Consider the following 26546-nt stretch of genomic DNA (forward strand, 5'->3'; position numbering starts at 1 on the left):
ATGGCCATGACAGAAACGGCCCCCTGCGTGCGGCATCGGCATCTTCGCATAGCTGGCCTCGTGCAGCTCTGCCCGCCGTCCATCTGGCTGATCGCCGGCCTCGTCGCGGTGTCGCTGGCGCTGGCCCCCACTCTGCTCTCGCCGGGCTTCCAATGGGTGATCCTGCGACAGGCGGCGCCCCTTGGCTTTGCCATTTGCGCCCAGTTGCTGCTGATGCGCTGCAACAGCATCGATCTGTCGCTCGGCGGCGTCTTCCTGCTGACCAACTACCTGACGACCAGCTCGCTGCTGTCGCAGATGAATCCGGTGCTGGTCGTGGCGGTGCCGCTTCTGGCCGGGATGCTGATCGGTGCGGTGAACGGCTTCTTCATCGCGATCCAGCGGGCATCATCCGTGGTGGTGACGCTGGCCATGGGCACGATCCTGACCGGGATGGTCCTCTACCTCTCCAGTGGCAACCCGCCGGGGTCGGCCCATTCGGCCGTGGTCTGGCTCGGCCGCGACCGGGTGGCCGGAGTGCCGGTGGCCGTCATGGTCTGGCTGGGGGCGATGATCGTGCTGGCGCTGGCCCTGCGCGGGCTGGTCTATGGTCGGATGGTGAGGGCCATCGGCGCCAACCCGACGGCGGCACTGATTTCAGGCCTGCCGGTGGTGCGGACTTTCTTCGTCTCCCATGTGTTGGCGGGCCTGTTCGCCGCGACCGGCGGACTGCTGCAGGCCGGCTATATCGGCATGGGCAGCGTCCGGCTGGGCTTCGATGTGGTGATGGTCTCGATCGCCGGGGCGATCCTGGGCGGCGTCACCTTCGGCGGGGGCCGCCGCTCGATCCTCGGAGCCGTCGCTGCGGCCTATGCGCTGATATTCCTCATCAATCTGATGACAACCCTGCGCTTTGCCGAACCCAGCAAGCTGATCGTGCAAGGGCTGGTCATCGCGCTGGCCGCGCTCTTCCCCAACCTCTCGTCTCGGAACAGGGACTGACCATGCGACACGAGTACTTCGATCACATCGTCATTGGCAGTGGTCCAGGCGGTAGCCTCACGGCCAACCGGTTGGTGACAGAGGCCGGCGCACGCGTCCTCCTGCTGGAGGCCGGGCCCCACGACAAGGGCGTCCTCTTCCGCATCCCGGCGGGCTTTCTCAAATATTACGTCACCAATCGCTTTTACTGGCCCTATGTCGGTGAACCCGAGCCGCAATTGGCCGGCCGCGCGCCGCGCCTTCAGAACGGCAAGGTGCTGGGCGGGGGCAGTTCCGTCAACGCCATGGTCCATGTCCGCGGCAATCGCGGTGATTTCGACCTCTGGCAGGAAATGACCGGCGATCCCGCGTGGGGGGCCGAAGCGGCCTGGCGCACCTATGCCGCGCTCGAGGCCAATGAGGTTCTTGGCGCTCCCCATCACGGCGTGACGGGGCCATTACATGTGTCGAACCCTCGCTACACCGATGTCCTGAGCCGCGCCTTCCTGGCGGCGGCCCAAGGGGCCGGCCACGCCTTCAGCGCCGATTTCAATGGCGAACGGCAGACGGGCGTCGGCTTCTACCAGCTCAATACCCGCAACGCCCGCCGCTGGAGCGCGGTCGACGCTTTCGTGCGCCCGCTGGCCGCCGACACCAGGCTGACGCTGCGCACCGGGGTCGAGGTGCAACGCATCCTGGTCGACAAGGGCAGGGCGGTGGGTGTCGTCTACATGCGCGACGGCCAGCGGCACGAGGTGCGGGCGCAAGGCGACATCGTCCTCTCGGCGGGGGCCATCGCCTCGCCCAAGCTGCTCATGCTGTCCGGAATCGGCCCTGCCGATCACCTGCGCAGCCGCGACATCCCGGTGTTGCACGACCTGCCGGGCGTGGGGGCCAATTTCATGGATCATGTCGAGGCGCCGATTGCCGCCTTCACCCGTGACCCGCTGGGCTATTACAAGACCGACAGCGGCTGGCGCAGCTGGCTTGCGGGCCTGCGCTATCTCCTGTTCAGGGACGGACCCGCGGCCTCGAACGGCGTCGAGGCGGGAGGCTTCGTCCGCTCGGACGGCCGTACCGGGGAGCCGGATCTTCAGCTTTTCGCGGTGCCGGGCATCTATGTCGACAGGGACACGCCCAACCCGCCCAAGGGCTATGGCATCACACTCAATGCGTGCCTCCTGCGCCCGAAATCGCGCGGCCGGATCGAACTGCGCTCGGCCAATGCTTCCGACACGCCGCGGATCTTCACCAACTTCCTCAAGGACCCCGAGGATATGGAGACCATGCTGCGGGGGCTCGGCCTTCTGCGCGAGATCCTGCGGCAGGAGCCGCTCGCCTCGATCGTGCGCGCCGAGGCGCTTCCGGGCGCCGACGTCACCAGCCGCGAGGCCCTGATCCGCCACATCGGAACCTTCGCCAAGACCGTCTACCACCCGATGGGCACCTGCCGGATGGGGCGCGCCGACGATCCGATGGCCGTGGTCGACACCGACCTGCGCCTGCGGGGGATCGAGGGACTGCGGATCATCGATGCCTCAGTCATGCCCGGGCCGATCAGCGGTAACACCGCCAGCGCCACCTATCTCGTGGCCGATACCGCCATGCGCAAAATGCTGGCGCCCAAGGCCAAAGTTGAAAGGCAAGCGGCATGACCGGGGTCGTCGCGCTTCAGGCGGCGCTGGTTCTCGACTGCGCCAATGGCCATGGCGAAGGCATTCTGTGGAACCCCGCCGACTGCCGCGTCTGGTGGACCGATATTCAGGGCCAGGGTCTGTGGTGGTTCCGCCCCGATGACCGGCTTTCAGGGCGCATCGCGCTACCGGCCCGGCTTTGCGCCTTCGCGCCACGCGCCGGGGGCGGTTGGATCATGGCTTTCGCGGACGGGGTGGAACTCTGGTCGGCCGACTTCCGACGCGAGGCAAGGCTCCACACCTTCGAGCCGGGCAATCCCCACACGCGGCTGAACGATGGCCGCACCGACCGCCAGGGCCGTTTCGTGGTGGGCGGGATGAATGAGGGTACCGGGGCTTTCGATTCCTCGGTCATCCGCGTCAATGCCGACCGCTCCGTGGAGACGCTGTTCGGAGGCGTCTCCTGCGCCAATTCCACGTGTTTTTCGGCGGATGGGTCGACGATGTTCTTCGCCGACTCGCCCCGACGCCAGATCGAGGCCATCGCCTATGGCGGCCTGGCCGAGCGCCGGGTGTTCGTCGAGACGCCGGGCATTCCCGACGGGTCCTGCGTCGATGCCGACGGCGGCCTCTGGAACGCCGTGTGGGAGGGCGCGGCCGTGATGCGCTTCGACGCGCAGGGGCGAGTGACCCACCGGATCGACCTTCCTGCCCGCCGCGCGACCTGCTGCGCCTTTGGCGGTGAGGATCTCGCGACGCTTTACATCACCACTTCGCGGCTCGGCGCCGACGCGGCGGAACTGGTCGCGACCCCGCGCGCGGGCGGCCTTTTCGCGGCCCGTCCCGGCCTCCTCGGGCTGGCGGACCGGCCCTTCGCCGGCTGAACGATCAGGAGACACACATGGATATGAAACTGAACGGAAAACGTGTCCTCGTCACGGGATCTGCCTCCGGCATCGGGCGGGCGACGGCGCAGACCTTTCTGGCCGAAGGCGCCGAGGTCATCGTGCATGGCCTGACCGAGGCCGAGGTCGCGACCGCCCGGGAGCAGCTGGCTCCGCTGGGGTCGGTCGCCGGACTGCACGCCGATCTCGGCACGCCTGAAGGAGCCGATGCCCTGATCGCTTTCGCGGCCAAGGATGGCCCGCTCGATGTGCTGGTGAACAATGTCGGCATCTTCTCGGTGAAGGACTTCGCCGCCCTCACCGACGAGGAATGGTTCCACTACTTCAACATCAACGTGATGACCGCGGTGCGCATGAGCCGGGCCTTTCTGCCCCAGATGCTCGCGCGCGGCACCGGCGCCGTGGTCAACCTTGCCTCGGAAGCCGGGGTGAAGCCTCTGCCGCAAATGGTCCACTACTCCGTCACCAAGACCGCGATGATCGGCCTGACCCGTGGCATGGCCGAACTGACCAAGGGCACACAGGTGACGGTCAATGCCGTCCTGCCCGGACCGACATGGACCGAGGGCGTAGCCGCCTATTTCGACGGGCTGGCCGCCGCCAAGGGGCAGCCGGTGGACGACATCATCGACAATTACTTCCGCAATGACGAGCCCACCTCTCTGATCCAGCGCTTCGTCAAGGCCGACGAGGTCGCGCGCATGATCGCCTTCGTCGCCTCCTCGCCCGCCTCGAACGGCGCGGCCTACCGCATCGAGGGCGGCATCATCCGCAGCATTCTCTGACAACAACAGGAGCCTTCCATGGCCGCCGTCACCTTCAGCCACATCGGCATTACCGTTCCCGACCTCGAGCGCGCGGTCGAGTTCTACTCCAAGTGCTTCGACTTCTACGTGATCATGCCTCCGACGACCGTGCACCATGATGACAGCGCCATCGGCCAGATGTGCGACGACGTCTTCGGCGAGGGCTGGGGCAGCTTCCGCATCGCCCACCTCGCCACCGGCGACGGCATCGGGATCGAGCTGTTCGAATTCCCCGCGACGGTTCAGGAGGAGCGCCCGTTTGAATACTGGCGCAAGGGCCTGTTCCACTTCTGCCTCCAGGACGAAAAGCTTGAGGAGCGCGTCAAAATGATCGAGAGCATGGGCGGAAAGCAGCGGATGCAGCAGGTCCGCCACTATTATCCCGGCCAGAAGCCCTATCGTATGGTCTATGTCGAAGACCCGTTCGGCAATGTATTCGAGCTCTACAGCCACTCCTACGAGCTGACCTATTCGGCCGGCGCCTATGTGTGAACGGGTGCAGCCATGACAGCGAGACCTAAGGTCGTCATTACAGATTACGATTACGGCAATGTCGACATTGAACGTTCCATTCTCGAAGCGGTCGGGGCTGAGGTCGTGGCCCTTCAGGCCAAGTCGGAGGATGATCTGATCGAAGTCGCGCGCGACTGCGCGGCGATCATGAACCAGTATGCCCGCGTAGGCGCCCGCACCATCGGCGCCATGGAAAACTGCAAGGTCATCGCGCGCTACGGCGTGGGCGTGGATATCGTCGATGTCGCCGCCGCTGCCGACAAGGGCATCCTCGTCACCAATGTGCGCGACTATTGCACCGAGGAGGTCGCCGATCACGCCATCAGCCTGTGGCTGGCTCTGGCGCGGGGGCTCTTCCCGTATGACCGCGCCACCCACCAGGGCATCTGGCGCTGGCAATCGGCGGCCCCGCTGCATCGGCTGCGAGGGCAGACGGTCGGCATCGTCTCCTTCGGCAAGATCGGCCAGGCGATCGCTGCCCGAGCCTCGGGCTTCGGTGTCAGCATCGTGGTCTGCGACCCCTACCTCGCTCCCGGCGTGGCCAAAGCGCATGGCGCCCGGCAGGTCGACAAGGCCGAGCTGCTGCGCATCGCGGACGTCGTGATGATGCAGGTCCCCATGACGGCGGAGACGCGGCACTTCCTGTCGGAAGCCGAATTTCGGGCGATGAAGCCCAACGCGCTGGTGATCAACACCGGGCGCGGCCCCACCATCGACAACAGGGCGCTGCACCGCGCCCTGACCGAAGGCTGGATCGCCGGCGCGGGTCTCGACGACCCGGAAGAGGAGCCGGCCAAGCGAGGAGGATGGGATCCGGCTGACAACCCGATCTTCTCCTTGCCCAACGTGATCGTCACGCCGCATGCCGCCTATTACTCCGAGGAATCCATCCGCGCCGCCCGCGAAACCGCGGCGTCGGAGGTGGCCCGCGTCCTGACCGGGCAGCTCCCTCGCAATCCCGTCAACGCCGTCCCCCCGACCCTCCGCGCCTGAGGAAGACCATGCTGAAAGAATTCAATGACTTCGAGCGCCGTCCCGACCTGCTGGCCCGGTTCGACGCGGTCTTGTCCTGCTATTCCGCCACCGCGGTCTTCGCCGATGTGCAGTACCGCACGGGTGTCATGGACAGCGGTATCAAATCCGCGTTCCGCGCGAAGATCTGCGGTCAGGCGATCACCGTGCAACTCTCCAAGGGTGACCTCGTCGATCCGCTGCGCGCGCTGGAGATGGGCCATCCCGGCGACGTCATCGTCGTGGACGCGGGCGGCGACCTGAATACGTCCGTCTGTGGAGGTCTGATGGGCGGGCTGGGGCAGAATCGCGGCATCCGCGGCATGGTGATCGACGGGGCCGGACGCGACACGGACGAACTCGAGGATATTAACTGGCCGATCTGGGTTCGTGCCGTCACGCCGCGCGGCACGCACACGATGTTCTCGGGCCGTAAGGAAGAACTGTCGATCAACGTGCCCATTGCCTGCGGCGGCGTGTTGGTGAACCCGGGTGATTTCATCGTCGCCGACTTGATGGGGGTCGTGGTCGTCCCGCTCCAGCGTGCCGAAGAGGTGGTGCGTCTCGCTGGCGAACAGGCCGAGCGCGAAGAGAAGACACGCGCCTGGGTCCAGCAGGGCAAGACGGTGGAGGATCTCCTGGCCGAGTTCGGGCGGATCTGACCGATGACGGCAGCGCTGATCGCCCTGGATTGGGGCACCTCGTCCTTCCGCGCTTGGCTGATGGATGGCGCGGGCCGGGTGCTGGACGAGCTCTCGGCCCCCATGGGTATCCTTGCCGTGCCCGAAGGCGATTTCGATGCGGCGTTCGAGAGTTGGCTGGCTGGTTGGCTGGCTGCGGGGCCGGACCTGCCCATCATTGCTTCGGGCATGATTACGAGCCGCAATGGCTGGGTGGAGACGCCGTATGCCGCCTTGCCGGTCGACGTGGAGACGTTGGCAGCGCAGGTGATGCCCCACCGGACACGGCAGGGGCGCGTCGTCCATTTCGTGACCGGCGTAGCGCAAAATCCGGCTGATGGCCTTCCCGATGTCATCCGGGGCGAGGAGACCGAAATCATCGGGCACCTCGCCGCCTCGGGCGCGCGGGAGGGACTGTTCCTGCTGCCCGGCACCCATAGCAAATGGCTGCGAGTCCGTGACGGTGCGATCACGGACTTCTCGACGGCGATGACCGGCGAGCTGTTCGCGCTATTGTCCGCCCATTCGATTCTGGGCCGGCTGATGGAACCCGGTCCGCCTCAGCCAGTGGCCTTCGATCAGGGCGTGGAGGTCGGCCGCAAGGGCGACCTGCCGCTGCGTCTCTTCTCGGCCCGGGCGCTGCCGCTGTTCGGGCGGCTGCCGGCCGGAGCGGTCTCTGATTATCTCTCCGGCCTGCTCATCGGCGCCGAGATGGCCGCCGCCCTGAACGGCCGCGACACGTCGGGCGGACTGACGATCGTCGGCCGTGGCGACCTTGCCGAACGTTACGCACGGGCGCTCACCGCCTTCACCATGCCCGCCGCGATCGCCGCGCCCGACATGGCGCGGCACGGACTTGTGGAAATCGCGACACACGCGGGGCTATTGGCATGACGACATGGGAGAGCGCCTTCGCCGCCTGCCCGCTGGTGGCGATTCTGCGTGGGATCACCCCGGAGGAGGCCGGCCCTGTGGCGGGGGCGCTGGTGGAGGCGGGGTTCACCCTCATCGAGGTGCCGCTGAACTCGCCCCAGCCGCTGGAAAGCATCCGGCGGATGGTGGCCGCGGTCGATGGACGCGCGGTGATCGGCGCGGGCACCGTGGTGCGGCCCGACCAGGTGGCCGACGTGGCCGCCGCCGGCGCGCGGCTGATCGTGGCGCCGAATTTCGACCTCGAGGTGGCCGCCGCCGCGAGAGGCCTGATCTACGGTCCCGGCGTGACGACCCCGTCCGAAGCCTTTGCCGCCCTGAAGGCCGGCGCAGCCTTTCTGAAGCTGTTCCCGGCCGAGATGATTCCCCCCGCTGCGGTCCAGGCGATCCGCACCATTTTGCCGCTCGAGGCGCGGCTGCTGCCGGTTGGCGGCATCACCCCTCAGGCCATGGCGCCCTACCGCGCGGCTGGCGCCGACGGTTTCGGCCTCGGCAGCGCACTCTACGCGCCGGGACGATCAGTTGCTGATGTGGCCGCGCAAGCAGGCGCTTTCCGCCTGGAATGGACAGCGCTGCGGGGACCAACCTCCGCGATCTGAACGGTGATCTACGCGCCCCATGATGCCTGCATGTCCCTTTAAGTCGGAAGGTAAGGGCCGGCCGGAAAGCTGCGCGTCATGGGCCAATCATTACCGCCGACTGCTGCCAAGTCTGCTTTCCGTGCTGGAGTTCGGCTCGAACAATGCGGTCTGGCGACCGGTCTTGTCCGCCCTCGACTGCGGCAGGGCGAGGCTGGATGATGGAGGCCGGTTCGTGCCGCAGAACGATATGCCGACAGACGATGACCGGCCTCCTTGACGTCGTGAAGGAAGCGGCCCTCGACACTGGGCTTCCCGATGCGTTCGAGACCTCGGCTCCCGCGTCGCGCTACCCAAGGCTGTTTTGAAGCAGCCCCCGAATGGACCGGACACGTCCTCCGACTTCGCTAAGAGGTAGGAGTAATGTCGTCTCTATGACTGGTACGATCCCGAAGAGTGAGGTCCTGCCAGGACCGCAGCGTCGGCGGCGCTGGGCGCCGGCCGAGAAGCTGGCGATTGTCGCGGTGACCCGCGAGGCGCTGGCGCGCGTGGTCGGGCGCGACTGCAATCTCGACCTCATCATCGACGACATCCGCGCCGAGCTGCGGGGCCGGCCCTATGAGCTGGCGGCGGTTGCCGGCGGCTGGCAGCACCGCACCCGCAAGAGCTTCACGGATGCGATCCAGCTGGCGACCGGGCTGGGCACCTCCGAGGCCAAGCCACTCTCCCAGTCCGAGGCGCTGGTGCTGCTGTGTATCGGCTGCTTCCAGCCAATCAACCGTGGCGAACTCGGCCAGTTTTTCGGCAAGGAGATCAGCCGCGATGTCATCGGTCATCTGCGCTCCCTGGGGCTTCATCGCCACCGGCCCGCGCTCGCCCCAGCCCGGCGCGCCCTATACCTATGTGACCACCCGGGAGTTCCTCAGCCATTTCGGCTTCGATACCCTGCGCGACCTGCCGGATATGGAAGCGCTCGAGGATGCGGGCCTGCTCAGCAAGGATAGGCTGCTGGCGGGGGAGTTTCCCCTGGCGTGCATGGAAGGGGACGGGGACGAAGAACTGGGCCAGGAAGACGAGGCGTGAGCGTTGAGACCATCACGATGTGGACGTGGCGGGCGGGCGACCATGGCCAAACCGCTGAACCACTTCCGTAGGTCCAATCGGCGCGGCTGGCCCTGACTGACTCCGTTGAAGAAGGCGGCGCTGCTCGCCAAGCTCCTCCCGAGCGGGCCACAAATCGGCCCGGCATGATCGGAGCCCTCCTCACAGGCCGAGTTTTCAACGTAATCGACCCTTTCCTGACACGCGGAACGTCCGCTGACGGGGATGGTTAAGTCATTGCCAGTCGCTGGTGGCTCGCCGGATTGTTCAAGGCGACATGCGCCGCGCCGGAGCCGGGCCTCCTGCCCGGGCGATCCTGCCATCAAGGCCAAGTGCCGCCGTGGTAGCGGCTGTGGGTGGACCTCCGCGTGCCCCTCCACGTGCCCCTCCGCGCGCGGGCGGCGCGATGGCGCACAGGTTATCTATCTGACACGGAGCGGCGCTAATAAGGCCCGATAGCTTGGTCCAACGAGGGATCCTTCCATGCGCATTCTAGCGGCGGTCCTTGCCGCCACCACCTGCCTCATCGGCGTGGCCAACGCGGCGAACGTCTTTCCGATCGACCGCGCCACGATCCTTGCCGGCTCGGCTTTCGACTTCAAGGTCGAGTTTGCCGGTGTCGTGAAGGCGGAAGACGTGTCGATCACCATCAATGGCGAGCCCGCCGCCAAGATCCTCGGCAAGGATGTGGCGTTCATCGCGAAAGAAGAGGGTGTCGACGCCTCGGCGGTGCTGCTGCGCGCGGCCAAAGTGATCAAGCCCGGGCTGTACACGGTGGAAGTCAAGGCCGGCAACGACACCAAGACGGTGCATTGGGACGTTTACGGCACTCCGGACACGCCGAAGGCGAAGAACATCATCTTCTTTCTCGGCGACGGCATGTCGGTGGCGCACCGCACCGGCGCCCGCCTGCTGTCCAAGGGCATGACCGAGGGCAAGGCCGATGGCCGCCTCGCCATGGACGACCTCGACCACATGGCCTTCATCGGCACCTCGTCCACCAACGCCATCGCCACTGACAGCGCCAACACCATGTCGGCGCACATGACCGGCCACAAGACGGCGGTGAACGCGCTCGGCGTTTATGCCGACCGAACCAAGGACCCGCTGGACGATCCGCGGGTGGAGAACGTCACCGAAGCGCTCGCCCGGACCGGCCGCAAATCGGTCGGCATCGTCACCACCGCCGAGGTCGAGGACGCGACCCCGGCCGCGGTGGTCGCCCATACCCGCCTGCGCGATCGCAAGGCGGAGATCGTCGAGATGATGTTCGCGCTGAAGCCGGAGGTCGTGCTCGGTGGCGGCTCGGCCTATTTCCTGCCGAAGTCCACCCCCGGCTCGAAGCGCAAGGACGACCAGGACTTCATCAAGGCCTTCACCGAGGCCGGCTACAGCCTCGCCACCGACGCCGGCGCGCTGCAGGCGGTGGGGCAGGCGAATGCCGGCAAGATCCTCGGCCTGTTCCACACCGGCAACATGGACTCGGTGCTCGACCGCAAGTTCCTGAAGAAGGGCACGGTGAACAAGTTCCCCGACCAGCCCGGCCTGGTGGACATGACCAAGGTGGCGCTGGCCCAGCTCGCCAAGAATCCGGACGGCTTCTTCCTGATGGTGGAAGGCGCGACCATCGACAAGATGTCGCATCCGATGGACTGGGACCGCGCGCTCTACGACACCATCGAGTTCGACCAGGCCCTGCGGGTGGCGATGGACTTCGCCAAGGAACATCCCGACACGCTGGTCGTGGCGACCCCGGACCACACCCATGGCGTCTCCATCATCGGCACCATCGATGACGACAAGCCGGGCGAGGACATGCGCGAGAAGGTCGGCGTCTACGCCGCCGCCGGCTTCCCCAACTACACCGACGCCGATGGCGACGGCTATCCCGACAAGGTGGACGTGTCGCGCCGCCTCGCCGTGTTCGCCAACAATTTTCCTGACTATTACGAGACTTGGCAGCCGAAGATGAACGGCCCGTTCGATCCGGCGATCAAGAACGAGAAGGGCGAGTACGTGGCCAACGCCGCCTATAAGGACGCGCCGGGCGCGGTGCTGCGCATCGGTAACATTCCGCGCTCCACCGACACCGCTGTGCATGCGGTGGATGACGGCATCCTGCAGGCTTCCGGCCCCGGCTCCGAGGCGTTCAAGGGCTACCTGGAAGAGAGCGACGTGTACCGCGTTCTGGTTGAGGCGTTTGCCCTCGCCCCGGCGCAGAAGTGATCCTAAGCCATCCTTCCCGCAACCGACCTGCGGCGGGCCCTGCCGGGCCCGCCGCCCCGGCCCGCCGCGCCTTCGTCGTCCATGGCACGCGGCTACTGCTCGGCGCTGGCTGCGCCATTCTGGTCGCCCACCCGGCGACGGCTGCGGCACGGCTCGACTTCGACGAGCTCTACGCCAAGGTCACCGTCCTCGGCCTGACCTTCTCGGACAAGGTGAAAAGCCTCGACGGCCAGATCGTGACCATGCGCGGCTTCATGGCGCCGCCGCTGAAGGCCGAGGCCAATTTCTTTGTGCTGACCGAGATCCCCATGTCGATCTGCCCGTTCTGCTCCTCGGATAGCGACTGGCCGGACAACATCGTGGTGATCTATCTCGACCGCGCCCAGACCTTCGCGCAGGCCAATGCGCCGATCGATGCGACCGGGCGGCTGGAAGTCGGCTCCTGGACCGATCCGGCGACCGGCTTTGTCAGCCTGCTGCGCCTCGTCGGTGCCTCCTTCAGCAAGGTCTGATCATGCCGGATCTCGACATCAGGGATCTGGTCGTCCGCTTTACGGGGTTGGAGCGGCCGGCGCTCGACATCCCCGAGCTCGTTCTCCCCGCCGGCGCCCATGTGGCGCTCACCGGTCCGTCCGGCTCCGGCAAGACCACCTTCATCAACATCGTGACCGGTCTCGAACGCCCGCCCGCCGGCCGCGTCGCCTGGGGTGGAACGGACATAGGCCGCCTGGGGGAGGGCGCCCGTGACCGCTGGCGCGCGACCCATGTGGGGCTGGTCATGCAGGAGTTCCACCTGTTCCCGGGCTTGTCGGCCCTTGAGAATGTACTGCTGCCACAGCGCCTCGCTCAGTTTCGCCTGCCGCCACGGTTGCGGGCCGAGGCGGGCCGGCTTCTGGAGCGGGTGGGGATAGAACGACCCGGCCAGAAGATCGAAACCCTCTCCCGCGGTCAGATGCAACGCGTCGCGGTGGCGCGTGCTCTCGTCGCCCGCCCCGGCATCATCGTGGCCGACGAGCCGACCGCCAGCCTCGACGCCGAGGCGGGCGCGGCGGTGGCGGAACTGCTCTCTGCGCTTGCCGGCGAGGTGGGGGCGACGCTGCTGGTAGCAACGCACGACGCCTGCCTCATCGCCGGGATGGAGCGCGTGCTGCATCTCGAAGCGGGGCGGTTGGTGCCTGCCGCTTCGCTGCCGGCGGCATCCGCACCGGTTTCCGCCGCCCCCGCCCCCGCCGTCTAGGAGGCGCAGATGTTCCGGTTCATCGCCGCAGATCTCGTTCGGCATCGCTGGGGCGCGCTGGCGGTGGCCGTGCTCATTGCGCTTGCGACTGCGCTCGGGGTTGTGGTCACGCTCGAGGAGCGCGCCCTCCGGCTCGGCAGCGCGCGCGCCGCAGCGGCCTTCGATCTGGTGGTGGGCGCCCCGGGCAGTGAGACGCAATTGGTGCTTTCTGCCGTATTCCTGCAGCCGGCGCCGCTCACTTTGCTGCCCGGCAGCGTTCTGGCCGAGCTTTTGGCCGATCCGCGGGTCGCCTATGCGGCGCCGGTCGGCTTCGGCGATTTCTCGGATGACCGCCCCGTGGTGGGCACCACCCAGCCGCTCGTCGACGGCCTGGGCGGGATTGCGGAGGGTCATACGTTCATGCGGCTCGGCGAGGCCGTCATTGGCGCCGCCGTTCCCCGCGCCCTCGGGGAGACCTTCCATCCCATGCATGGAATGGCTGAAGCCCGTGGCGGCGTTCACACCGCCATAACCTACCGGATTGTCGGGAGGCTGGCGCCGACCGGCACGATGTGGGACCGGGCCATACTGGTACCGATCGAGGCCGTCTGGCACACCCACGCGCCGGATAATTACGGGCATGAAGGCCATCGCCACGAGCAGGAAGCCGATGCTGGCAGGCACGACGTGGCTGCCACAGGCACCACCCCTGCCGACGCTTCCCCTGACAGCGTGCAGCCGCGGACCATCGCCGACGCCTACAAGCGCCGCCAGGAGAGCGAGGCCGCCGGCTTCGACGCACCGATCCGTCCTTCAGCCGTTGCCGATCCCGCAGCGCCGGGCGTGCCTGCCATCGTAGTCAAGCCGCGGACCATCGCCGACGCCTACAGGCTCCGGCAAGCCTATCGAACCGATCACACCCTTGCCGTCTTTCCCGGCGAGGTGTTGACCCGCCTCTATGGCACCCTCGGTGACGCCCGGCAGATCCTCGCCTTCGTGGCGCTGAACGCCCAGATCCTGGTGGCAGCGGCGGTGTTGCTGGTGGTGCTGATCCATGTGCTGGCCCGCCGCCGCCAGATCGGCGCGCTCAGGGCTTTCGGGGCGCCGCGGGTGGTGGTGTTTGCCATGGTCTGGCTGGAGGCGGTGCTGGTGGTGGGCGCGGGCCTCGTGACCGGCTTCCTGTTGGGCTATGGGGTCGCGCTGCTGCTGGCGCGGAAGATTTCCGTCCAGACCGGGGTGGTGCTGCCGGTGGGCTTCATTGCAGAGGACGGTGGAGCCTTTCTTCTGCTGTTCGCTGCCTGCGGGCTGGCTGCCCTGCTGCCGGCCGCCCTTGCCTATCGCCAGTCTCCGGCGGCGGCACTCCGCGATTGAAAGGTTGGCGGCATCGGTCTCGCGGCGTGGGCTTCAGCGGGGGCTGGCGGCAGGAGGCTGTCACGGCGGCCATTCATCTCGCGCCAGCGGCACCGACCCGCGTTTGCCGGTCGTCCTGCGAGATAGGGCTCGGATCGAGAGAGGGTCCCGGTGGTGCCAGCGTTGGATGACGCTCACTAACTCCATCGATGACTCCCAGCCTTCGCGCGCAAAGGGCGCGAGACAGCGAAGGCATGGTGCGCCCTCCGTACCGGCATTGGCGATGCGACGGGCGGCAACGGTGACCTTCGCACCCTATGATTAAACAACGGATCGGTAGGCAGCGACTGGATCGCCTGCACGGTCAACACACCGTCCGCACGCTGGGTTCGAAGCCATCGACGTGAACGCACCGCATGGAAGTGTAGAACCCGTCTTCCCTTCCCGATCTGGTCCGGCGGGTGCCGGGCAGGTCGTGCTGCCCTGCTTCGTCGGCGCGGTCCATGAGAGCCCCATCAGGACGGGGCCGGTGATCGAGGAGATTTCCCACGAGCAATGGCTGGTCGTTCACGGAGAGGACCGCACCAGGAGCACTGCGCGCGAGACGATCGACGCCAGTGCTCGCCTCTTCGTCGCAAAGCGCGATCTCTTCGCTCCGATGCAGGACGACTGATGGCATGACGCGCCAATTGCAGCCGTTCCGGTCGGCCCGAATAGCGGAAATTCAGCCAACGCCGACAAAGGGTTCGCAGCAGGCCCCGTAGCGAGCCGCCGCCCGGCTCGCTACGCCACTTAATCGCCGTCAGCATTCGCCGGCCGTCATCAATTCAGAAGCTTTGCCCTTGCACTGCGCGGCGTCGCCAGCAGAAGGCTCGTTTCGCTGTTGTTCACGCCGGGGATCAGGCGGATCCGGCGCAGAGCGGCATCAAGATCGGCCAAGGTCGCGGTGCCCAATTCAACGATGAGGTCCCAGCGACCGCTGGTCGTGTGGATCGCGGAAATTTCCGGCAGGCCTCCGAGGGCGTGGATCACCCGGTCGGTCACGCGCCCTTCAATCCCTATCATCGTGATGCCGCGGACGGGTTGGTCGACGGCATCCGCACGCAGTACGACCGTGTAGCCAACGATCTGGCCGCCGCGCTCCAGTCGCTCGAGGCGAACGCGTACCGTCGCGCGGGAAACGCCGAGATCCGCGGCAAGATCGGAAATGCTCCGCCGGCCATCGTGGCGAAGCAGAGTGATCAGTCTCTCGTCCAATTCGTCCACCAGGCTATCCAATATGGTCAATTGAGCTTGCCGAAATGATAGATTGCCATATCTGACTTGCCAATCCCGCGTGTAGGAAGTGCCGCGGCATTGCGCTCTCATCGGTCCCGTCGGATCGGGGGGATCGAATGCACTGCAGGATAGTCGGGGCACCTGTTGAGGATGGCGCTGGGCGCAAGGGGTGCGAGATGGGGCCGAGCGCGTTACGTGTCGCAGGTCTGGTCGAGGCGTTGCGCGAGCTCGGGCACAGCGTCGATGATCTCGGGACGCTGGCGTCGACGCCAACGCCTGCCTTTCATCCAAATCCTCGCCTGAAATCCCTGTCGGAGATTGCCGGATGGACGGCGACGATTGCCGAGGCTGCTTATCGCGCGAGCGACGACGCCCTCCCGTTTTTCCTCGGCGGCGACCACAGCATTTCGGCGGGCACGCTTGCCGGCATGGCGCGTCGGGCGGCAGAATGCCGGCGGCCGCTATTCGTGCTGTGGCTGGATGCGCATACCGACTTCCATACGCTCGACAGTTCGATGAGCGGCAATCTCCATGGTGTGCCACTCGCCTACGCGACCGGGCAGCCGGGGTTCGAGGGCCATTTCCCGCCGCTTGACGATCGGGTTGAGCCGACCCGCGTCTGCACATTCGGGGTCCGCAGCATCGATCCGGCAGAGCGGACGGCGATAGATAAGGCCGGCGTGACCATGCACGACATGCGCGCCATAGACGAGCATGGGATCGGCCCGCTGCTGCGCGAGTTTCTCGGGCGTGTTGGCTTGGAGGACGGTTTGCTGCACGTCAGCCTCGACGTAGACTTCCTCGATCCCTCCATCGCTCCCGCCGTCGGCACCACCGTTCCCGGCGGCGCCACCTTCCGCGAAGCGCATTTGGTCATGGAGATGCTGCATGACAGCGGACGTGTCTCTAGCCTCGATCTCGTCGAGCTCAATCCCTTTCTCGACGAACGTGGGCGTACGGCGACCCTGATGGTCGACCTCGTCGCGAGCCTAATGGGTCGCCGGATCATGGACCGGCCCACGCGGAGCTATTGAGATGAAAAACCCCGCCTCGAATATCGTCCCCTTCGTCAGCGTCGACCACATGATGAGCCTCGTGGTGCATGTCGGTATAGAGCGTTTTCTGGTCGAGCTCGCCGGCTACATCGAGGAGGATTTCCATCGCTGGCCGGTCTTCGACAAGACACCGCGCGTCGCCTCGCATAGCAGCAGCGGCGTGATCGAGCTGATGCCGACCAGCGACGGCAAGCTCTACGGCTTCAAATATGTCAACGGCCATCCGCTCAACAGGCATAACGGCCGGCAGACCGTGACCGCGTTCGGGGTACTTGCCGATGTCGGCAGCGGCTACCCGATGCTTCTTGCGGAGATGACCATACTGACGGCCCTGCGCACCGCCGCCATGTCTGCGGTCGCGGCGCGGCATCTGGCTCCCGCTGGGGCTTCGTGCATGGCGATTATCGGCAATGGAGCGCAGTCGGAATTCCAGGCGATGGCGTTCAAGGCCCTGCTCGGCATCAGTGAGCTCCGGCTGTTCGATATCGATGCGCCCGCCTCGCGCAGATGCGCGGCCAACCTCAGGGCCCATGGTTTCGACGTCACGATCTGTCGTTCGTCGCAGGAGGCGATCGAGACCGCGCAAGTGATCACCACGGTCACGGCGGACAAGCAGCACGCCACGATCCTCACCGACAACATGGTCGGGGCGGGCGTTCATATCAACGCCGTCGGCGGCGACTGTCCTGGCAAGACAGAGCTGCACCGCGACATCCTCATGCGCTCCGACATCTTTGTGGAGTATCCGCCGCAGACGCGAATCGAAGGCGAGATCCAGCAATTGGCGCCCGATTACCCCGTCACGGAACTGTGGCAGGTCATTTCCGGCGCGGCCGTCGGGCGCCGCGACGAGCGGCAGATAACCGTGTTCGACTCTGTCGGCTTCGCGATCGAGGATTTCTCGGCCCTGCGCTACGTCCGCGACAGGATCCGGTCGACGGACTTCTATGACAGGCTGGATTTGCTGGCTGACCCCGACGAGCCGCGCGACCTGTTCGGCATGCTGCTGAGGCATGAGGGCACGCGACCAGCCGCAAAGCCGAATGTGCCGCTATAATTTCTAGAGCAGAGTCTGCGTGGCGATCGTCGTCTCAGTCGGTCTCGCGCCCGGCATTGTGGCGCGCCATTAGGGCGGCGAGGGAAGGGTCGGTCGTCTCCAGCGCGGTGATGGCGCCCGTGGTGTCGCGCAGGCGCTCGTCCTGACCCATCTTGAACTTGGCGTCGACCCGCTCGACCGGCAGGTCGAAGCCGAGAATATGCGGCAGCCGCCGCTCCATGCCGCCAGGGCCGAGTTCGCGCATGCGCCAGCGCTCCGGGCGGCCCTGCTCCAAGCGCTCCACCAGCGTCAGCAGATGGCGGGCCGTACCCTGCGTGTCGAGGGGCCGGGGCCGGCCGCGGCAATGCACGGCGGCGTAGTTCCAGGTCGGCGCGCTGTCGCGCACAGGCGCGGCGGGATACCAGGAAGAGGAGATGTAGCCGTGCGGGCCGGAGAAGATCGCTAGTGTCTCCCGACCCTCCGCGATCAGGGCGGCGTGGGGATTGCTGCAGGCGAGATGCGAGACCAGCGTGCCGTTGGGGCCGCGCTCGGGCTCGAACAGCATGACCAGATGCGTGGCGACCAGCCCGTCCGGCCCGTGGGTGACCAGCGTCGCGAACGGCGCATCGGCGATCACCTGCGCGATGTCGGCGGGCGACCGGGCGGCGAATTCCGGCTTCGTGTACATCGGGACGGTTCCCTTGCCTCAGCTGCGCTGGGCGCGCGCGGCGGGGATCACCCCATCCGGCCGGAACAGCAGCACGAGAATGACGCCGGAGAGCACGATAGCGTCCCGATAAGGGGCGACATCCGGCGGCAGGGCGGATTGCAGCGCCACTTCGATCACGCCCAGCAATAGGCCGCCCACCACCGCGCCGGGCAGGCTGCCAAGGCCGCCGACAACCGTTGCGATGAATGCCTTCAGTACCGGCGTGAATCCCATGAGCGGGTCCACCGATGCGCGCTGGGCGATCCACAGCAGCGAAGCGAGACCGGCCAGCAGACCGGAGAGCAGGAAGGCGGTGGCGATGATGCGGCCGGCGGGAATGCCCATCAGCCGCACGACGTTGAAATCCTCGGCCGCCGCGCGCATCGCGGTTCCCATAACAGTGCGGCGCAGGAAGAGTTCGAGCGCAATCAGGGCCAGCGCCGAGCCGGCGATCGACAGCAGCGGCCCCACGCCGATGGAGACATGGCCGAATTGGAAGGCGCCGGTCATCCAGGAGGGCATGGCGATCGGCTGCGGGCGGGCGGAAATGCCGTTCTGGAACAGCACCTTCAACAGGCTCGACACCGCGAACGAGGTGATCAGCAGGCTGGTCACGCTGGCGCCGCGCATCGGCTTGAAGGCGATCTGCTCCATCAGCACGGCGGCGATCGCCGCTGATGCCACGGCGACCACGACCGCGACCGCCAGCGGAACGCCCATCAGCAGCGCACCGAGCAGACAATAGCCGGCAATTGTCATCAATTCGCCATGGGCGAAATTGATCAGGCCGACGATGGAAAACACGATGGCGAGGCCGAGCGCCAGCAGCGCATAGACGCCCCCGAGGCTGATGGCATTGACGATCTGCTGGACCAACATCGCCGTTCAAACTCCACTAAGGTGTCGGCAAACCACTCAGATGCCGAGATAGGCCTGCCGGACGAGGTCGGAGGTCGCGAGTTCGGCGGCGGAGCCGGAAAGCGCGACATTGCCATTGGCGATGACCACCGCGCTGTCGGCAATTTCCAACGCCAGCGCGACGTTCTGCTCGACGAGCAGGATGGTGAGCCCGCTCCTGCGCAGATCGGCGATGAGGTCGAACACCTTGTCGATAATCTGCGGCGCCAGCCCCAGCGAGGGCTCGTCGAGCAGCAGCAGCTTCGGCTTCGACATCAGCGAGCGGGCAATCGCCAGCATCTGCTGCTCGCCGCCCGAGAGGTTGCCCGCCTTGATGCGGTGATAGCGCCGCAGGATCGGGAACAGGTCGAGCATCTCCGCTTCCCGTTCCTTCAGCGCAGCGCGACCGAGATGAACCGCGCCGCCCAGCATCAGGTTCTCGGCCGTGGTCAGGCTGGCGAAAACCCGCCGGCCCTCGGGCGTGAGCGCCACGCCGCGGCGGGCAATGAGCTCCGGGGCGAGCCCGGTCACGTCCTCGCCCTGGAATGTCACGCTTCCGCCGGCCGGCCGGACGAGGCCGGAAATGGCTGCGAGCGTCGTGCTCTTGCCGGCGCCATTGGCGCCGACAAGAGCGACGATCTCGCCACGGCCTACGGTGAGATCGACACAGCGAACGGCCTCGACCTCGCCGTAGCGCACTTGAAGCGAGCGAACCGAAAGCATCGGCTCAGGGCGCCGGGACTTCGGCGGCGGCCGGCACCTGCGTGCCGATGAACACGCGCGCACCATCCTGGTACTTCACCAGCGCCACCGAACGCAGCGGCATGCGGTCCGTGCCGGCATAGGTGATCTCGCCGGTCACACCTTCCAGCTTCTCGATGCTGGCAAGCGCATTGCGGATCGCCTTCGGGTCCACGGAATCCGCCTTGGTGACGGCGGTGTCGAGGATCAGGCCGATATCGTAGCCATTGGCCTCATAGGCCGATTCCGGCGCGTGGCCCGTCACGTCCTTGAACTTGGTTTCGAAGGCCGCCAGCTTGCTGCCGGGGGTGGCATAGCCGGCGGCGGTGTAGACCGTGCCGTCGACCAGCTTGCCGAGGCCGAGAATGGTGCCGGTGCCGATCGCGTCCGCCCCGAAGACGGGGGTGGAGACGCCGGCCGCGCGCAGCTGCTGCACGAAGGCCGGGAAATCCGGCTCATAGCCGGCGGTCATGATCAGGTCCGGCTTGTCGGCGAGGTTCTTGATCTTTGTGACTTCGGCGGAAAAATCCGACTGGTTCATCGAGAAGGAGCCCTCTCCCACGACCGCGCCACCCTTCCTCGTGAACACCTCGCCGAAATATTCCGGCAGGCGCATCGTGTAGGTCGAGTCCGGCGACTTCAGCAGGTACACCTTGCGCAGGCCCTGATCGTAGGCGTAGTTGGCGAGCACCGTCGCCTGAAGATTGTCGCCGGGATAGGTGCCGAACATCACGTCGCCGACCGCTCCGGTCAGGATCGGCGCGGTGCCGCAGAATGTCAGCGTCGGAATGCCGAGCGGCTGGGTGACCTGGCCGGCGGCGATCGAGGGATCGGCGTCGCAGGGCGTGATGAGGATCTTGGCGCCGGCGTCGACCAGCTCCTGCGTGATGGTCGCCGTTGCCCCCATGTCGGAGCGGGTGTCCTTGACGACCAGCCGCACCGGATATTTGCCGCCGAAACCGCCCTTGGCGTTGATCTCGTCCACGGCGATCTTCAGGCCCGCCAGCGAGGGCTGGTCGAACGGCGCCAGACCGCCGGTCTGGGCGCTGGCGACGCCCACGATGATCTCCTCGGCGAAGGCGGGTGAGGCGGCGCCGAGCATCAGCGCGGCAGCGGAGACGAGGCCGGCCAAATGCCGGTTGATACGGCGGCGATCACGCATGAGAGAATTCCCCTGTTGGGTTGGAAGGTTTGGTTTCTTGTTCTGTCTGCGCCAGCACGCGGGCACTGGTCCGGCTGCCGAGATAGGCGGCGATGACGTCGGGATTGGCTTGCACCTCGGCCGGCGTTCCCTCGGCGATGACGCGGCCGTGGTCGACGACCACGATGCGGTCGCACAGCTTCATCACCAGCTTGAGGTCGTGCTCGATCAGCACGACGCCGATGCGGCGCTCGGCGCGCACCTTGGCCAGCATCGTCGTCAGCCATTCCGTTTCAACCGGATTCATGCCGGCGGCGGGTTCGTCGAGCACCAGGAAGGCAGGGTCGAGCGCGAGCGCGCGCGCCACTTCAAGCCGCCGCCGCAGGCCATAGGGCAGGCTTCCCGCCGGCTGCTCGGCAAGATGTGCAAGGCCGACGCGGGTGAGTTCACGCATCGCCGCCCGCTCGGCTGCGGCGAGCCCCGGCACGACCTGCCGCGACGCCACCAGCACATTTTCCAGCAGCGTCATGCGCGGGAAGATGCGGATGTTCTGGAAGGTGCGGCCAAGCCCCGCCCGGGCCACACGGTGGGCGGCGAAGCGCGTGACCGGCTCGCCGGCAATGGCGAGCGTGCCGGAGGTGGGCGCGACGGCACCGGCGATCATGTTGATGAGGGTGGTCTTGCCGGCCCCGTTCGGCCCGATGATGCCGGTGATGCAGTCGGTCGGCAGCTCGACGCCGGCATCGTCGACGGCGACGATGCCGGCATAGCGCTTGGTCAGCCCGTCCGCCCGGATGGTCAGCCGCGCGGTGCGCGCCGGCGGCTCGGCGGCGGCGGTCGGCGGGCCGGAAAGGCCTAGGCGCTTCAAAAGGTTCAGCTCGCGCCCGCCGCACAGCCCCTCGGGACGGCGCCAGATGATGAGGATCATCGACAGCGCCAGAACCGCCTCGGTGAGACCGAAGACCGGCGGGATGACAATGCCGCCGATCTCGCCGCCGCCCTCGACGCGGCGCACCAGCTCGATCACCACCGTCGTCACCGCCACTCCGGACAGCGCGCCGAGGGAGGACGTCATCCCCCCGACGATCAGCATCGCCAGCGTGGTGAAGGCGAGGCCGAAATAGAAGTCCTTCGGCGAGAAGGCGCCCAGGAACTGCGCCATGAGACCGCCCGCAGCCATCGCCACAACGATGCTGGCGGCCCAGGCGAAAAGCGTGGTGAAGCGGCGGTCGATGCCGATGGCCGCCGCGCCGCGCTCGTCATCCGCCACCGCGCGGGCCGACAGACCGATCGGCAATTCGCGGAAGATGCGCGCGAAGGCCAGCGCCAGCGCGGCGACGGGGATAGCCGTCCACAGCCCGACATCACGGGGCACGCCGTAGAAAGGCTGGCTGCCGCGGGTGATGTCGCGGGAGGCGACCAGCACGGTGTAGACGATGATGAGCAGGGCCAGCGTCGCGATGGACGCGCCCGACCCCGACAGGCGGAACAGCGGCGCGCCACTGACCACGCCGACGACGATGCCGAGAACGACGACGATGCCGAGCGCCGCCAGCAACGGCATTTCATGGCCAGCGAGCAATGTCGGCAGGTTGCGCAGGGCGCTCGCCTGCACCGAGGCGCTCATGGTGAGCAGCCCCACCACATAAGCGCCGAGGCCGACAAAGCCCGCATGGCCGAACGAGACGATGCCGGTGTTCCCGGAGAAGATCTGCAGCGAGACCACGGCGGTGAGGATGATGGCGGCATGGGTGCCGGTGCGCTGCGGCGCCACCCCGGCCATGGTGAGCACCAGCCCGACCGCGACCAGCAGCGCCGCCATGGCGAGGGCATCCACCAGGGCGCCGCCCATCGCCTTCGACAGCCGTCTCTCGGCCACTCCGTGCACGCCGGCTTCCATGCGCCCAGTCCCGCTTCCTGCTGTGTGCGATGCAGTAGAAAGCCGGTGAATGCCAATGTCAATTCCATTTCATAATTGACATGCAATACGAGTTTTGTAATTCGATGAACAACGACGCTAGGCGCTGCCTGGCAGGAGGATGAGGCCGATGCGGATCCGCGACATGCTGACGGACAGCGGGCTGACGCTAACCCCGTCGGAAGCCAAGATCGTCCAGGTGCTGCTCGCGGACTACCCGCTGTCGGGCCTCGGCACGGTATCCAGCCTCGCCAAGAAGGCCGCCGTCAGCGACCCCACCGTAGTGCGGTTCGTTGTCAAGCTGGGCTTCGAGGGCTTTCCCAATTTCCAATCCACGCTGCTGGCCGAAGTCGAGGCGCGGCTGCATTCCCCACTGCTGATGATGGAGGCCAAGCGGCCGGCCTCTGCAGGCGAGAGCGTGGCGCAAAGTTATCTCGGCGCCATTGGCGGGGTGGTCGGGCAGACCGCGGAGCTGATGCCGGCGCAGAATTACGAGCGGGCGATCCGCCTGCTGATGGAGGCGAAGGGCAAGGTGGTGGTGCTGGGCGGGCGCTTCAGCCGCCACGTCGCCGGCATGCTGGCCGCCTATCTCGTGCAGTTCCGCCCCGGCGTGCGCGACCTTGCCCGGCTCGGGCCGGAGGCTTTCGACATTCTCGTCGATCTCGACAAGCGCGATGTGCTGGTGGTGTTCGACTATCGCCGCTACCAGGCCGACGTGGTGAGCTTCGCCAGACAGGCGGGCGGGCGCGGGGCGCATATCCTGCTGTTCACCGATGCCTGGCTGTCGCCGATCGCGGAGGTGTCGGAGGTGGTGATGGTGGCGCCGATCGAAGCGGCCTCGCCCTATGACACTCTGGTGCCCGCCGTTGCCCAGGTGGAGGCGCTGGTGGCACAGCTTCTGGCCACCGAGGGCACGGCGCTGCGCCGCCGCGTCGAGGACATCGAACAGGTGCGCCACCAGAACGCTGTGACCCTCGACGGTGACGGCGCCCCCGGCCTGACCGAAAAGAACTGAGGATGCAGGAGAGCGAGATGAGCCTATCCGACGTACGCCGCGACGCCCCTTTCCGGCCGGGCGAAACGGCCCTGCTGCTGGTCGACATGCAGCGCATCTGGCTGGAGCCGGGCCTCGACCATGGCCACCCCGAGCGCGGACCCGAGCATTATTTCTACCGCGAGACCGCGACGCGGACGATCCCCAACCAGGTGCGGCTGCTGAAGGCCGCCCGCGCGGCGGGGGTCGAGGTCATCCACACCATCATCCAGAGCCTGACCGAGGACGGCCGCGACCGCTCGCTCGACCACAAGATGTCGCCGATCAATGTCCCGAAGAGCGCGCCGGAAGGGCTCCCGGTCCCCGCGCTCGCCCCTGTGGGCGACGAGATCCTGCTGCCCAAGACCTCGTCCGGCGTCTTCAACTCCACCAATCTCGACTATCTGCTGCGCAATCTCGGCATCCGCTACCTTGTCGTGGTGGGCATCGTTACCGACCAGTGCGTCGATATGGCGGTACGCGACGGCGCCGACCGGGGCTTCATGATCACCTGCGTCGCGGATGCCTGCGCGGCCCCCACGCCCGAGCGTCACGCCAACGCCCTCAGGGCCTTTGGCGGCTATTGCTGGATCGCCGATACCGATGAGGTGGTCAGGCGGTTTGAGGCGATGACGCGCGAGACGGTGGTGGCATGACCATGTGTGACGGCGCGGCCGCCGAGCGACCTGCCAGTACCGCTGTCTCCCTCGACGAGGCAGAGTGGCCGGCGGCGGTGGAGGTGCTGAACCCCGGGGGGACCTCGCCGGTGGTCCTGGTGTGCGAGCATGCCTCGCGTCACATGCCCTCGCTCTATCGCGGGCTGGGGCTCGGGCACGAGGATCTTGCCCGCCACATCGCATGGGACATCGGCGCCGCCGCGGTGACGCGGGGGCTTTCCCGGCAGATCGACGCGGTCGCCTATCTCGCGGGCTATTCGCGGCTGCTGATTGATCTCAACCGGCCGCTCGACGCGAAGAGTTCAATACCCGAGCGCTCCGAGGCGACCGACGTGCCGGGCAATGCCGGGCTTACGCCGGACGAGCGCGCGCTGCGAGCGGAGCGGATGTTTCGCCCGTTCCATGAACGGATCGCGGCCGATCTCCACACGCGCGAGGCCGAGGGGAGGCCGACGCGGATCGTCTCCATCCATTCGTTCAACCCGGTTTTCCTCGGCAAGGCACGGCCATGGCATGCCGGCGTGCTGTTCGATCGCTCGCGGGCGCTGGCGGACGTCATCATGACCCGGCTCGCCGCCGATGGCGCGCTCTTCGTTGCGGCCAACGAACCTTATGTCGTGAGCCGCGAGGAGGACTATGCCCTTCTCGTGCATGGCCAGGATCGCGGCCATGACGCCGTGCTGATCGAGATTCGCAACGATCTCATCTCCGACGACGCCGGCGTCGCCGAATGGATCGGCCGCATGAGCGAGGCGCTGCAGCCCTGAACGGGATGACGCGCCGACTACGTTAACCCCAGCCCGGAGAGCGGCGATGACGGCCGAGCCAGCCCCGAATGCCCGCTCCCTGCGTCAGCGCGACGCCGAGGTGATCGCCGAGATCGCCCGGCTGCGATTCTCCCCGCTCAGTCTCGTCGGCGGGCGGGGTAACCGCCTGATCGAGGAAGGCGGCCGGGAGATTCTCGACCTGTCCGCCTCCGCCGGCCCGGCGGCGCTGGGCTATGGCCATCCGGCGATCGTCGAGGCCGTGGCACAGGCCACAAGCAACATGGCCGGCGCCAGCCTGCTGCTCTATCCCAACGATAATGCCGTTTCGCTGGCCGAGACGTTGCTTGCCATCACGCCGGGCGAAGGTGGGCGCAAGGTGTGGTTCGGCCATTCGGGCTCGGATGCCAATGATTGCGCCGTCCGGGTGCTGCAAGCGGCGACGGGCCGGACGCGGTTCATCTCGTTCATCGGCTCCTATCACGGCAATCTGAGCGGCTCGATGGGCGTGAGCGGCCATACCGCCATGACCCACACATTGCCCCGGCCGGGCCTGGTGCTGCTGCCTTATCCCGACCCGTTCCGCCCGCGCTTCCCGGCGGAGGCGGTTCTCGACCTGCTGGACTATCAGTTCGAAACGACGTGCCCGCCCGACCAGGTGGCCGCGCTGTTCGTCGAGCCGCTGATGTCGGATGGCGGGCTGATCGTGCCGCCGCCGGGCTTCCTGAAAGCGCTGGCGGCGCGCTGCCGGCGCCACGGCATCAAGCTGGTGGTCGACGAGGTGAAGGTCGGGCTCGGGCGCTCCGGCCTGTTGCACTGCTTCGAGCATGAAGAGGTGGTGCCGGACATGGTGGTGTTCGGCAAGGGGCTCGGCGGCGGGCTTCCGCTCTCCGCGCTCGTGGGCCCGCGCGACATCATGGACCACGCGCCGGCTTTCGCGCTGCAGACCACGGCCGGCAACCCCGTTGCCACGGCGGCCGGTCGCGTGGTGGTAGAGACCATCCTGCGTGAGCGGCTGTGGGAACATGCGGCGCGGGTCGGGCAGGTTTTCGCCGATGGGCTGCGCGCGCTGGCCGACCGCCACGCGTGCATTGGCGAGGTCCGGGGCCGCGGCCTTGCGGTGGGGATCGACCTCGTGGCGGACCGGGCAACGCGGGCACCGGTTCCCGTGACCACCACGGCGAAGGTGATCTATCGCGGCTATGAGCTGGGCGCCGCGTTTTCCTATGTCGGGCTTAAGGGAAATGTCCTGGAATTTACCCCACCCCTCACGCTTACGGAGGCGGAGGCGCGGGAGGGCGTGGCGATCGTAGACCAGGCCCTCGCCGACGTTGCCGCCGGCCGGGTCAGCGACGCGGCCGTGGCCCCGTTCATGATGTGGTAGCAC

General features: G+C 67.0%; 27 protein-coding genes and 1 pseudogene. 22 read left to right on the top strand and 6 right to left on the bottom strand.

What is annotated here, in order from left to right; genetic code table 11:
- From J2S76_RS15470 to J2S76_RS15540, 16 genes and pseudogenes are all read left to right on the top strand, one after another.
- Window positions 1–981: an ABC transporter permease gene (locus tag J2S76_RS15470; protein WP_307061698.1), complete on the top strand. Its 981-nt coding sequence runs from the start codon at window positions 1–3 to the stop codon at window positions 979–981.
- 2 nt (window positions 982–983) lie between these two features.
- Entirely contained in the window at window positions 984–2615 is a 1632-nt protein-coding gene (locus J2S76_RS15475; protein WP_307061700.1) for a GMC family oxidoreductase, read from the top strand.
- The gene (locus J2S76_RS15480) at window positions 2612–3478 is read left to right on the top strand and encodes an SMP-30/gluconolactonase/LRE family protein (protein WP_307061702.1); all 867 of its coding nucleotides are present in this window, start codon (window positions 2612–2614) and stop codon (window positions 3476–3478) included. The genes J2S76_RS15475 and J2S76_RS15480 overlap by 4 nt, the downstream gene beginning before the upstream one ends.
- Window positions 3479–3495: 17 nt before the next feature.
- Window positions 3496–4284: an SDR family NAD(P)-dependent oxidoreductase gene (locus tag J2S76_RS15485; RefSeq protein WP_307061704.1), complete on the top strand. Its 789-nt coding sequence runs from the start codon at window positions 3496–3498 to the stop codon at window positions 4282–4284.
- An 18-nt stretch (window positions 4285–4302) separates the two neighbouring features.
- Window positions 4303–4797, top strand: coding sequence for a lactoylglutathione lyase family protein (locus J2S76_RS15490; RefSeq protein ID WP_126278553.1), 495 nt, complete (start codon window positions 4303–4305; stop codon window positions 4795–4797).
- Between the two features lie 12 nt (window positions 4798–4809).
- Window positions 4810–5811 (top strand): C-terminal binding protein, encoded by a 1002-nt coding sequence (locus tag J2S76_RS15495; RefSeq protein WP_307061706.1) that lies wholly within the window; start codon window positions 4810–4812, stop codon window positions 5809–5811.
- Between the two features lie 8 nt (window positions 5812–5819).
- The gene (locus J2S76_RS15500; protein ID WP_307061708.1) at window positions 5820–6491 is read left to right on the top strand and encodes an RraA family protein; all 672 of its coding nucleotides are present in this window, start codon (window positions 5820–5822) and stop codon (window positions 6489–6491) included.
- Window positions 6492–6494: 3 nt separating this feature from the next.
- On the top strand, window positions 6495–7403 hold the full coding sequence (locus tag J2S76_RS15505) for a 2-dehydro-3-deoxygalactonokinase (protein WP_307061710.1): 909 nt from the start codon (window positions 6495–6497) through the stop codon (window positions 7401–7403).
- The gene (locus J2S76_RS15510) at window positions 7400–8038 is read left to right on the top strand and encodes a 2-dehydro-3-deoxy-6-phosphogalactonate aldolase (protein ID WP_307061712.1); all 639 of its coding nucleotides are present in this window, start codon (window positions 7400–7402) and stop codon (window positions 8036–8038) included. The genes J2S76_RS15505 and J2S76_RS15510 overlap by 4 nt, the downstream gene beginning before the upstream one ends.
- A 527-nt stretch (window positions 8039–8565) precedes the next feature.
- Window positions 8566–8802: pseudogene (locus J2S76_RS23230) on the top strand (SMC-Scp complex subunit ScpB); the annotation flags it as partial.
- A gap of 37 nt (window positions 8803–8839) precedes the next feature.
- Window positions 8840–9100, top strand: a complete 261-nt coding sequence (locus tag J2S76_RS23235; RefSeq protein ID WP_503128597.1) for an SMC-Scp complex subunit ScpB — start codon at window positions 8840–8842, stop codon at window positions 9098–9100.
- Between the two features lie 501 nt (window positions 9101–9601).
- The gene (locus J2S76_RS15520; protein WP_307061714.1) at window positions 9602–11344 is read left to right on the top strand and encodes an alkaline phosphatase; all 1743 of its coding nucleotides are present in this window, start codon (window positions 9602–9604) and stop codon (window positions 11342–11344) included.
- A 95-nt stretch (window positions 11345–11439) separates the two neighbouring features.
- Entirely contained in the window at window positions 11440–11856 is a 417-nt protein-coding gene (locus J2S76_RS15525) for a hypothetical protein (RefSeq protein WP_307061999.1), read from the top strand.
- A 2-nt stretch (window positions 11857–11858) separates the two neighbouring features.
- The gene (locus tag J2S76_RS15530) at window positions 11859–12581 is read left to right on the top strand and encodes an ABC transporter ATP-binding protein (protein ID WP_307061715.1); all 723 of its coding nucleotides are present in this window, start codon (window positions 11859–11861) and stop codon (window positions 12579–12581) included.
- Between the two features lie 9 nt (window positions 12582–12590).
- Complete coding sequence (locus tag J2S76_RS15535) at window positions 12591–13931, top strand: FtsX-like permease family protein (RefSeq protein ID WP_307061717.1); 1341 nt, start codon at window positions 12591–12593, stop codon at window positions 13929–13931.
- 508 nt (window positions 13932–14439) lie between these two features.
- Complete coding sequence (locus J2S76_RS15540; protein ID WP_307061719.1) at window positions 14440–14583, top strand: hypothetical protein; 144 nt, start codon at window positions 14440–14442, stop codon at window positions 14581–14583.
- Between the two features lie 149 nt (window positions 14584–14732).
- On the opposite strand, the gene J2S76_RS15545 is transcribed toward J2S76_RS15540, so the two are convergent.
- Entirely contained in the window at window positions 14733–15176 is a 444-nt protein-coding gene (locus tag J2S76_RS15545; RefSeq protein WP_307061722.1) for an Lrp/AsnC family transcriptional regulator, read from the bottom strand.
- A 128-nt stretch (window positions 15177–15304) separates the two neighbouring features.
- On the opposite strand from J2S76_RS15545, the gene rocF reads away from it, so the two are divergent.
- Window positions 15305–16222: an arginase gene (gene rocF, locus J2S76_RS15550; RefSeq protein WP_307061725.1), complete on the top strand. Its 918-nt coding sequence runs from the start codon at window positions 15305–15307 to the stop codon at window positions 16220–16222.
- A 1-nt stretch (window position 16223) separates the two neighbouring features.
- Window positions 16224–17300, top strand: coding sequence for an ornithine cyclodeaminase (gene ocd, locus J2S76_RS15555; RefSeq protein ID WP_307061727.1), 1077 nt, complete (start codon window positions 16224–16226; stop codon window positions 17298–17300).
- Window positions 17301–17334: 34 nt separating this feature from the next.
- Here ocd and J2S76_RS15560 read toward each other — a convergent pair whose 3' ends face one another.
- Genes J2S76_RS15560 through J2S76_RS15580 form a run of 5 tightly spaced genes read right to left on the bottom strand, consistent with a single transcriptional unit; the run spans window position 17335 to window position 22667 of the window.
- Window positions 17335–17967 carry an FMN-binding negative transcriptional regulator gene (locus J2S76_RS15560; protein WP_307061729.1) on the bottom strand — a complete coding sequence of 211 codons (633 nt, stop codon included), beginning with the start codon at window positions 17965–17967 and terminating at the stop codon, window positions 17335–17337.
- Window positions 17968–17985: 18 nt separating this feature from the next.
- Window positions 17986–18867: a branched-chain amino acid ABC transporter permease gene (locus tag J2S76_RS15565; RefSeq protein WP_018391552.1), complete on the bottom strand. Its 882-nt coding sequence runs from the start codon at window positions 18865–18867 to the stop codon at window positions 17986–17988.
- Between the two features lie 36 nt (window positions 18868–18903).
- Window positions 18904–19608 (bottom strand): ABC transporter ATP-binding protein, encoded by a 705-nt coding sequence (locus J2S76_RS15570; protein ID WP_307061731.1) that lies wholly within the window; start codon window positions 19606–19608, stop codon window positions 18904–18906.
- A 4-nt stretch (window positions 19609–19612) separates the two neighbouring features.
- Window positions 19613–20788, bottom strand: a complete 1176-nt coding sequence (locus J2S76_RS15575; protein WP_307061733.1) for an ABC transporter substrate-binding protein — start codon at window positions 20786–20788, stop codon at window positions 19613–19615.
- A complete protein-coding gene (locus tag J2S76_RS15580) occupies window positions 20781–22667 on the bottom strand; it encodes a branched-chain amino acid ABC transporter ATP-binding protein/permease (protein ID WP_307061736.1) in 1887 nt (628 codons plus the stop codon). Before J2S76_RS15580 ends, J2S76_RS15575 begins: the two co-directional genes overlap by 8 nt.
- Window positions 22668–22815: 148 nt before the next feature.
- On the opposite strand from J2S76_RS15580, the gene J2S76_RS15585 reads away from it, so the two are divergent.
- Genes J2S76_RS15585 through J2S76_RS15600 form a run of 4 tightly spaced genes read left to right on the top strand, consistent with a single transcriptional unit; the run spans window position 22816 to window position 26543 of the window.
- A complete protein-coding gene (locus tag J2S76_RS15585) occupies window positions 22816–23700 on the top strand; it encodes a MurR/RpiR family transcriptional regulator (protein WP_307061738.1) in 885 nt (294 codons plus the stop codon).
- A gap of 17 nt (window positions 23701–23717) precedes the next feature.
- Window positions 23718–24374: a cysteine hydrolase family protein gene (locus tag J2S76_RS15590; protein WP_307061740.1), complete on the top strand. Its 657-nt coding sequence runs from the start codon at window positions 23718–23720 to the stop codon at window positions 24372–24374.
- On the top strand, window positions 24371–25162 hold the full coding sequence (locus J2S76_RS15595) for an N-formylglutamate amidohydrolase (protein WP_307061742.1): 792 nt from the start codon (window positions 24371–24373) through the stop codon (window positions 25160–25162). Before J2S76_RS15590 ends, J2S76_RS15595 begins: the two co-directional genes overlap by 4 nt.
- A gap of 46 nt (window positions 25163–25208) precedes the next feature.
- On the top strand, window positions 25209–26543 hold the full coding sequence (locus tag J2S76_RS15600) for an aspartate aminotransferase family protein (RefSeq protein ID WP_307061743.1): 1335 nt from the start codon (window positions 25209–25211) through the stop codon (window positions 26541–26543).
- Window positions 26544–26546 lie beyond the last annotated feature (3 nt).

The organism is Ancylobacter vacuolatus (assembly GCF_030813595.1).
In the GTDB taxonomy this organism is placed as follows: domain Bacteria; phylum Pseudomonadota; class Alphaproteobacteria; order Rhizobiales; family Xanthobacteraceae; genus Ancylobacter; species Ancylobacter vacuolatus.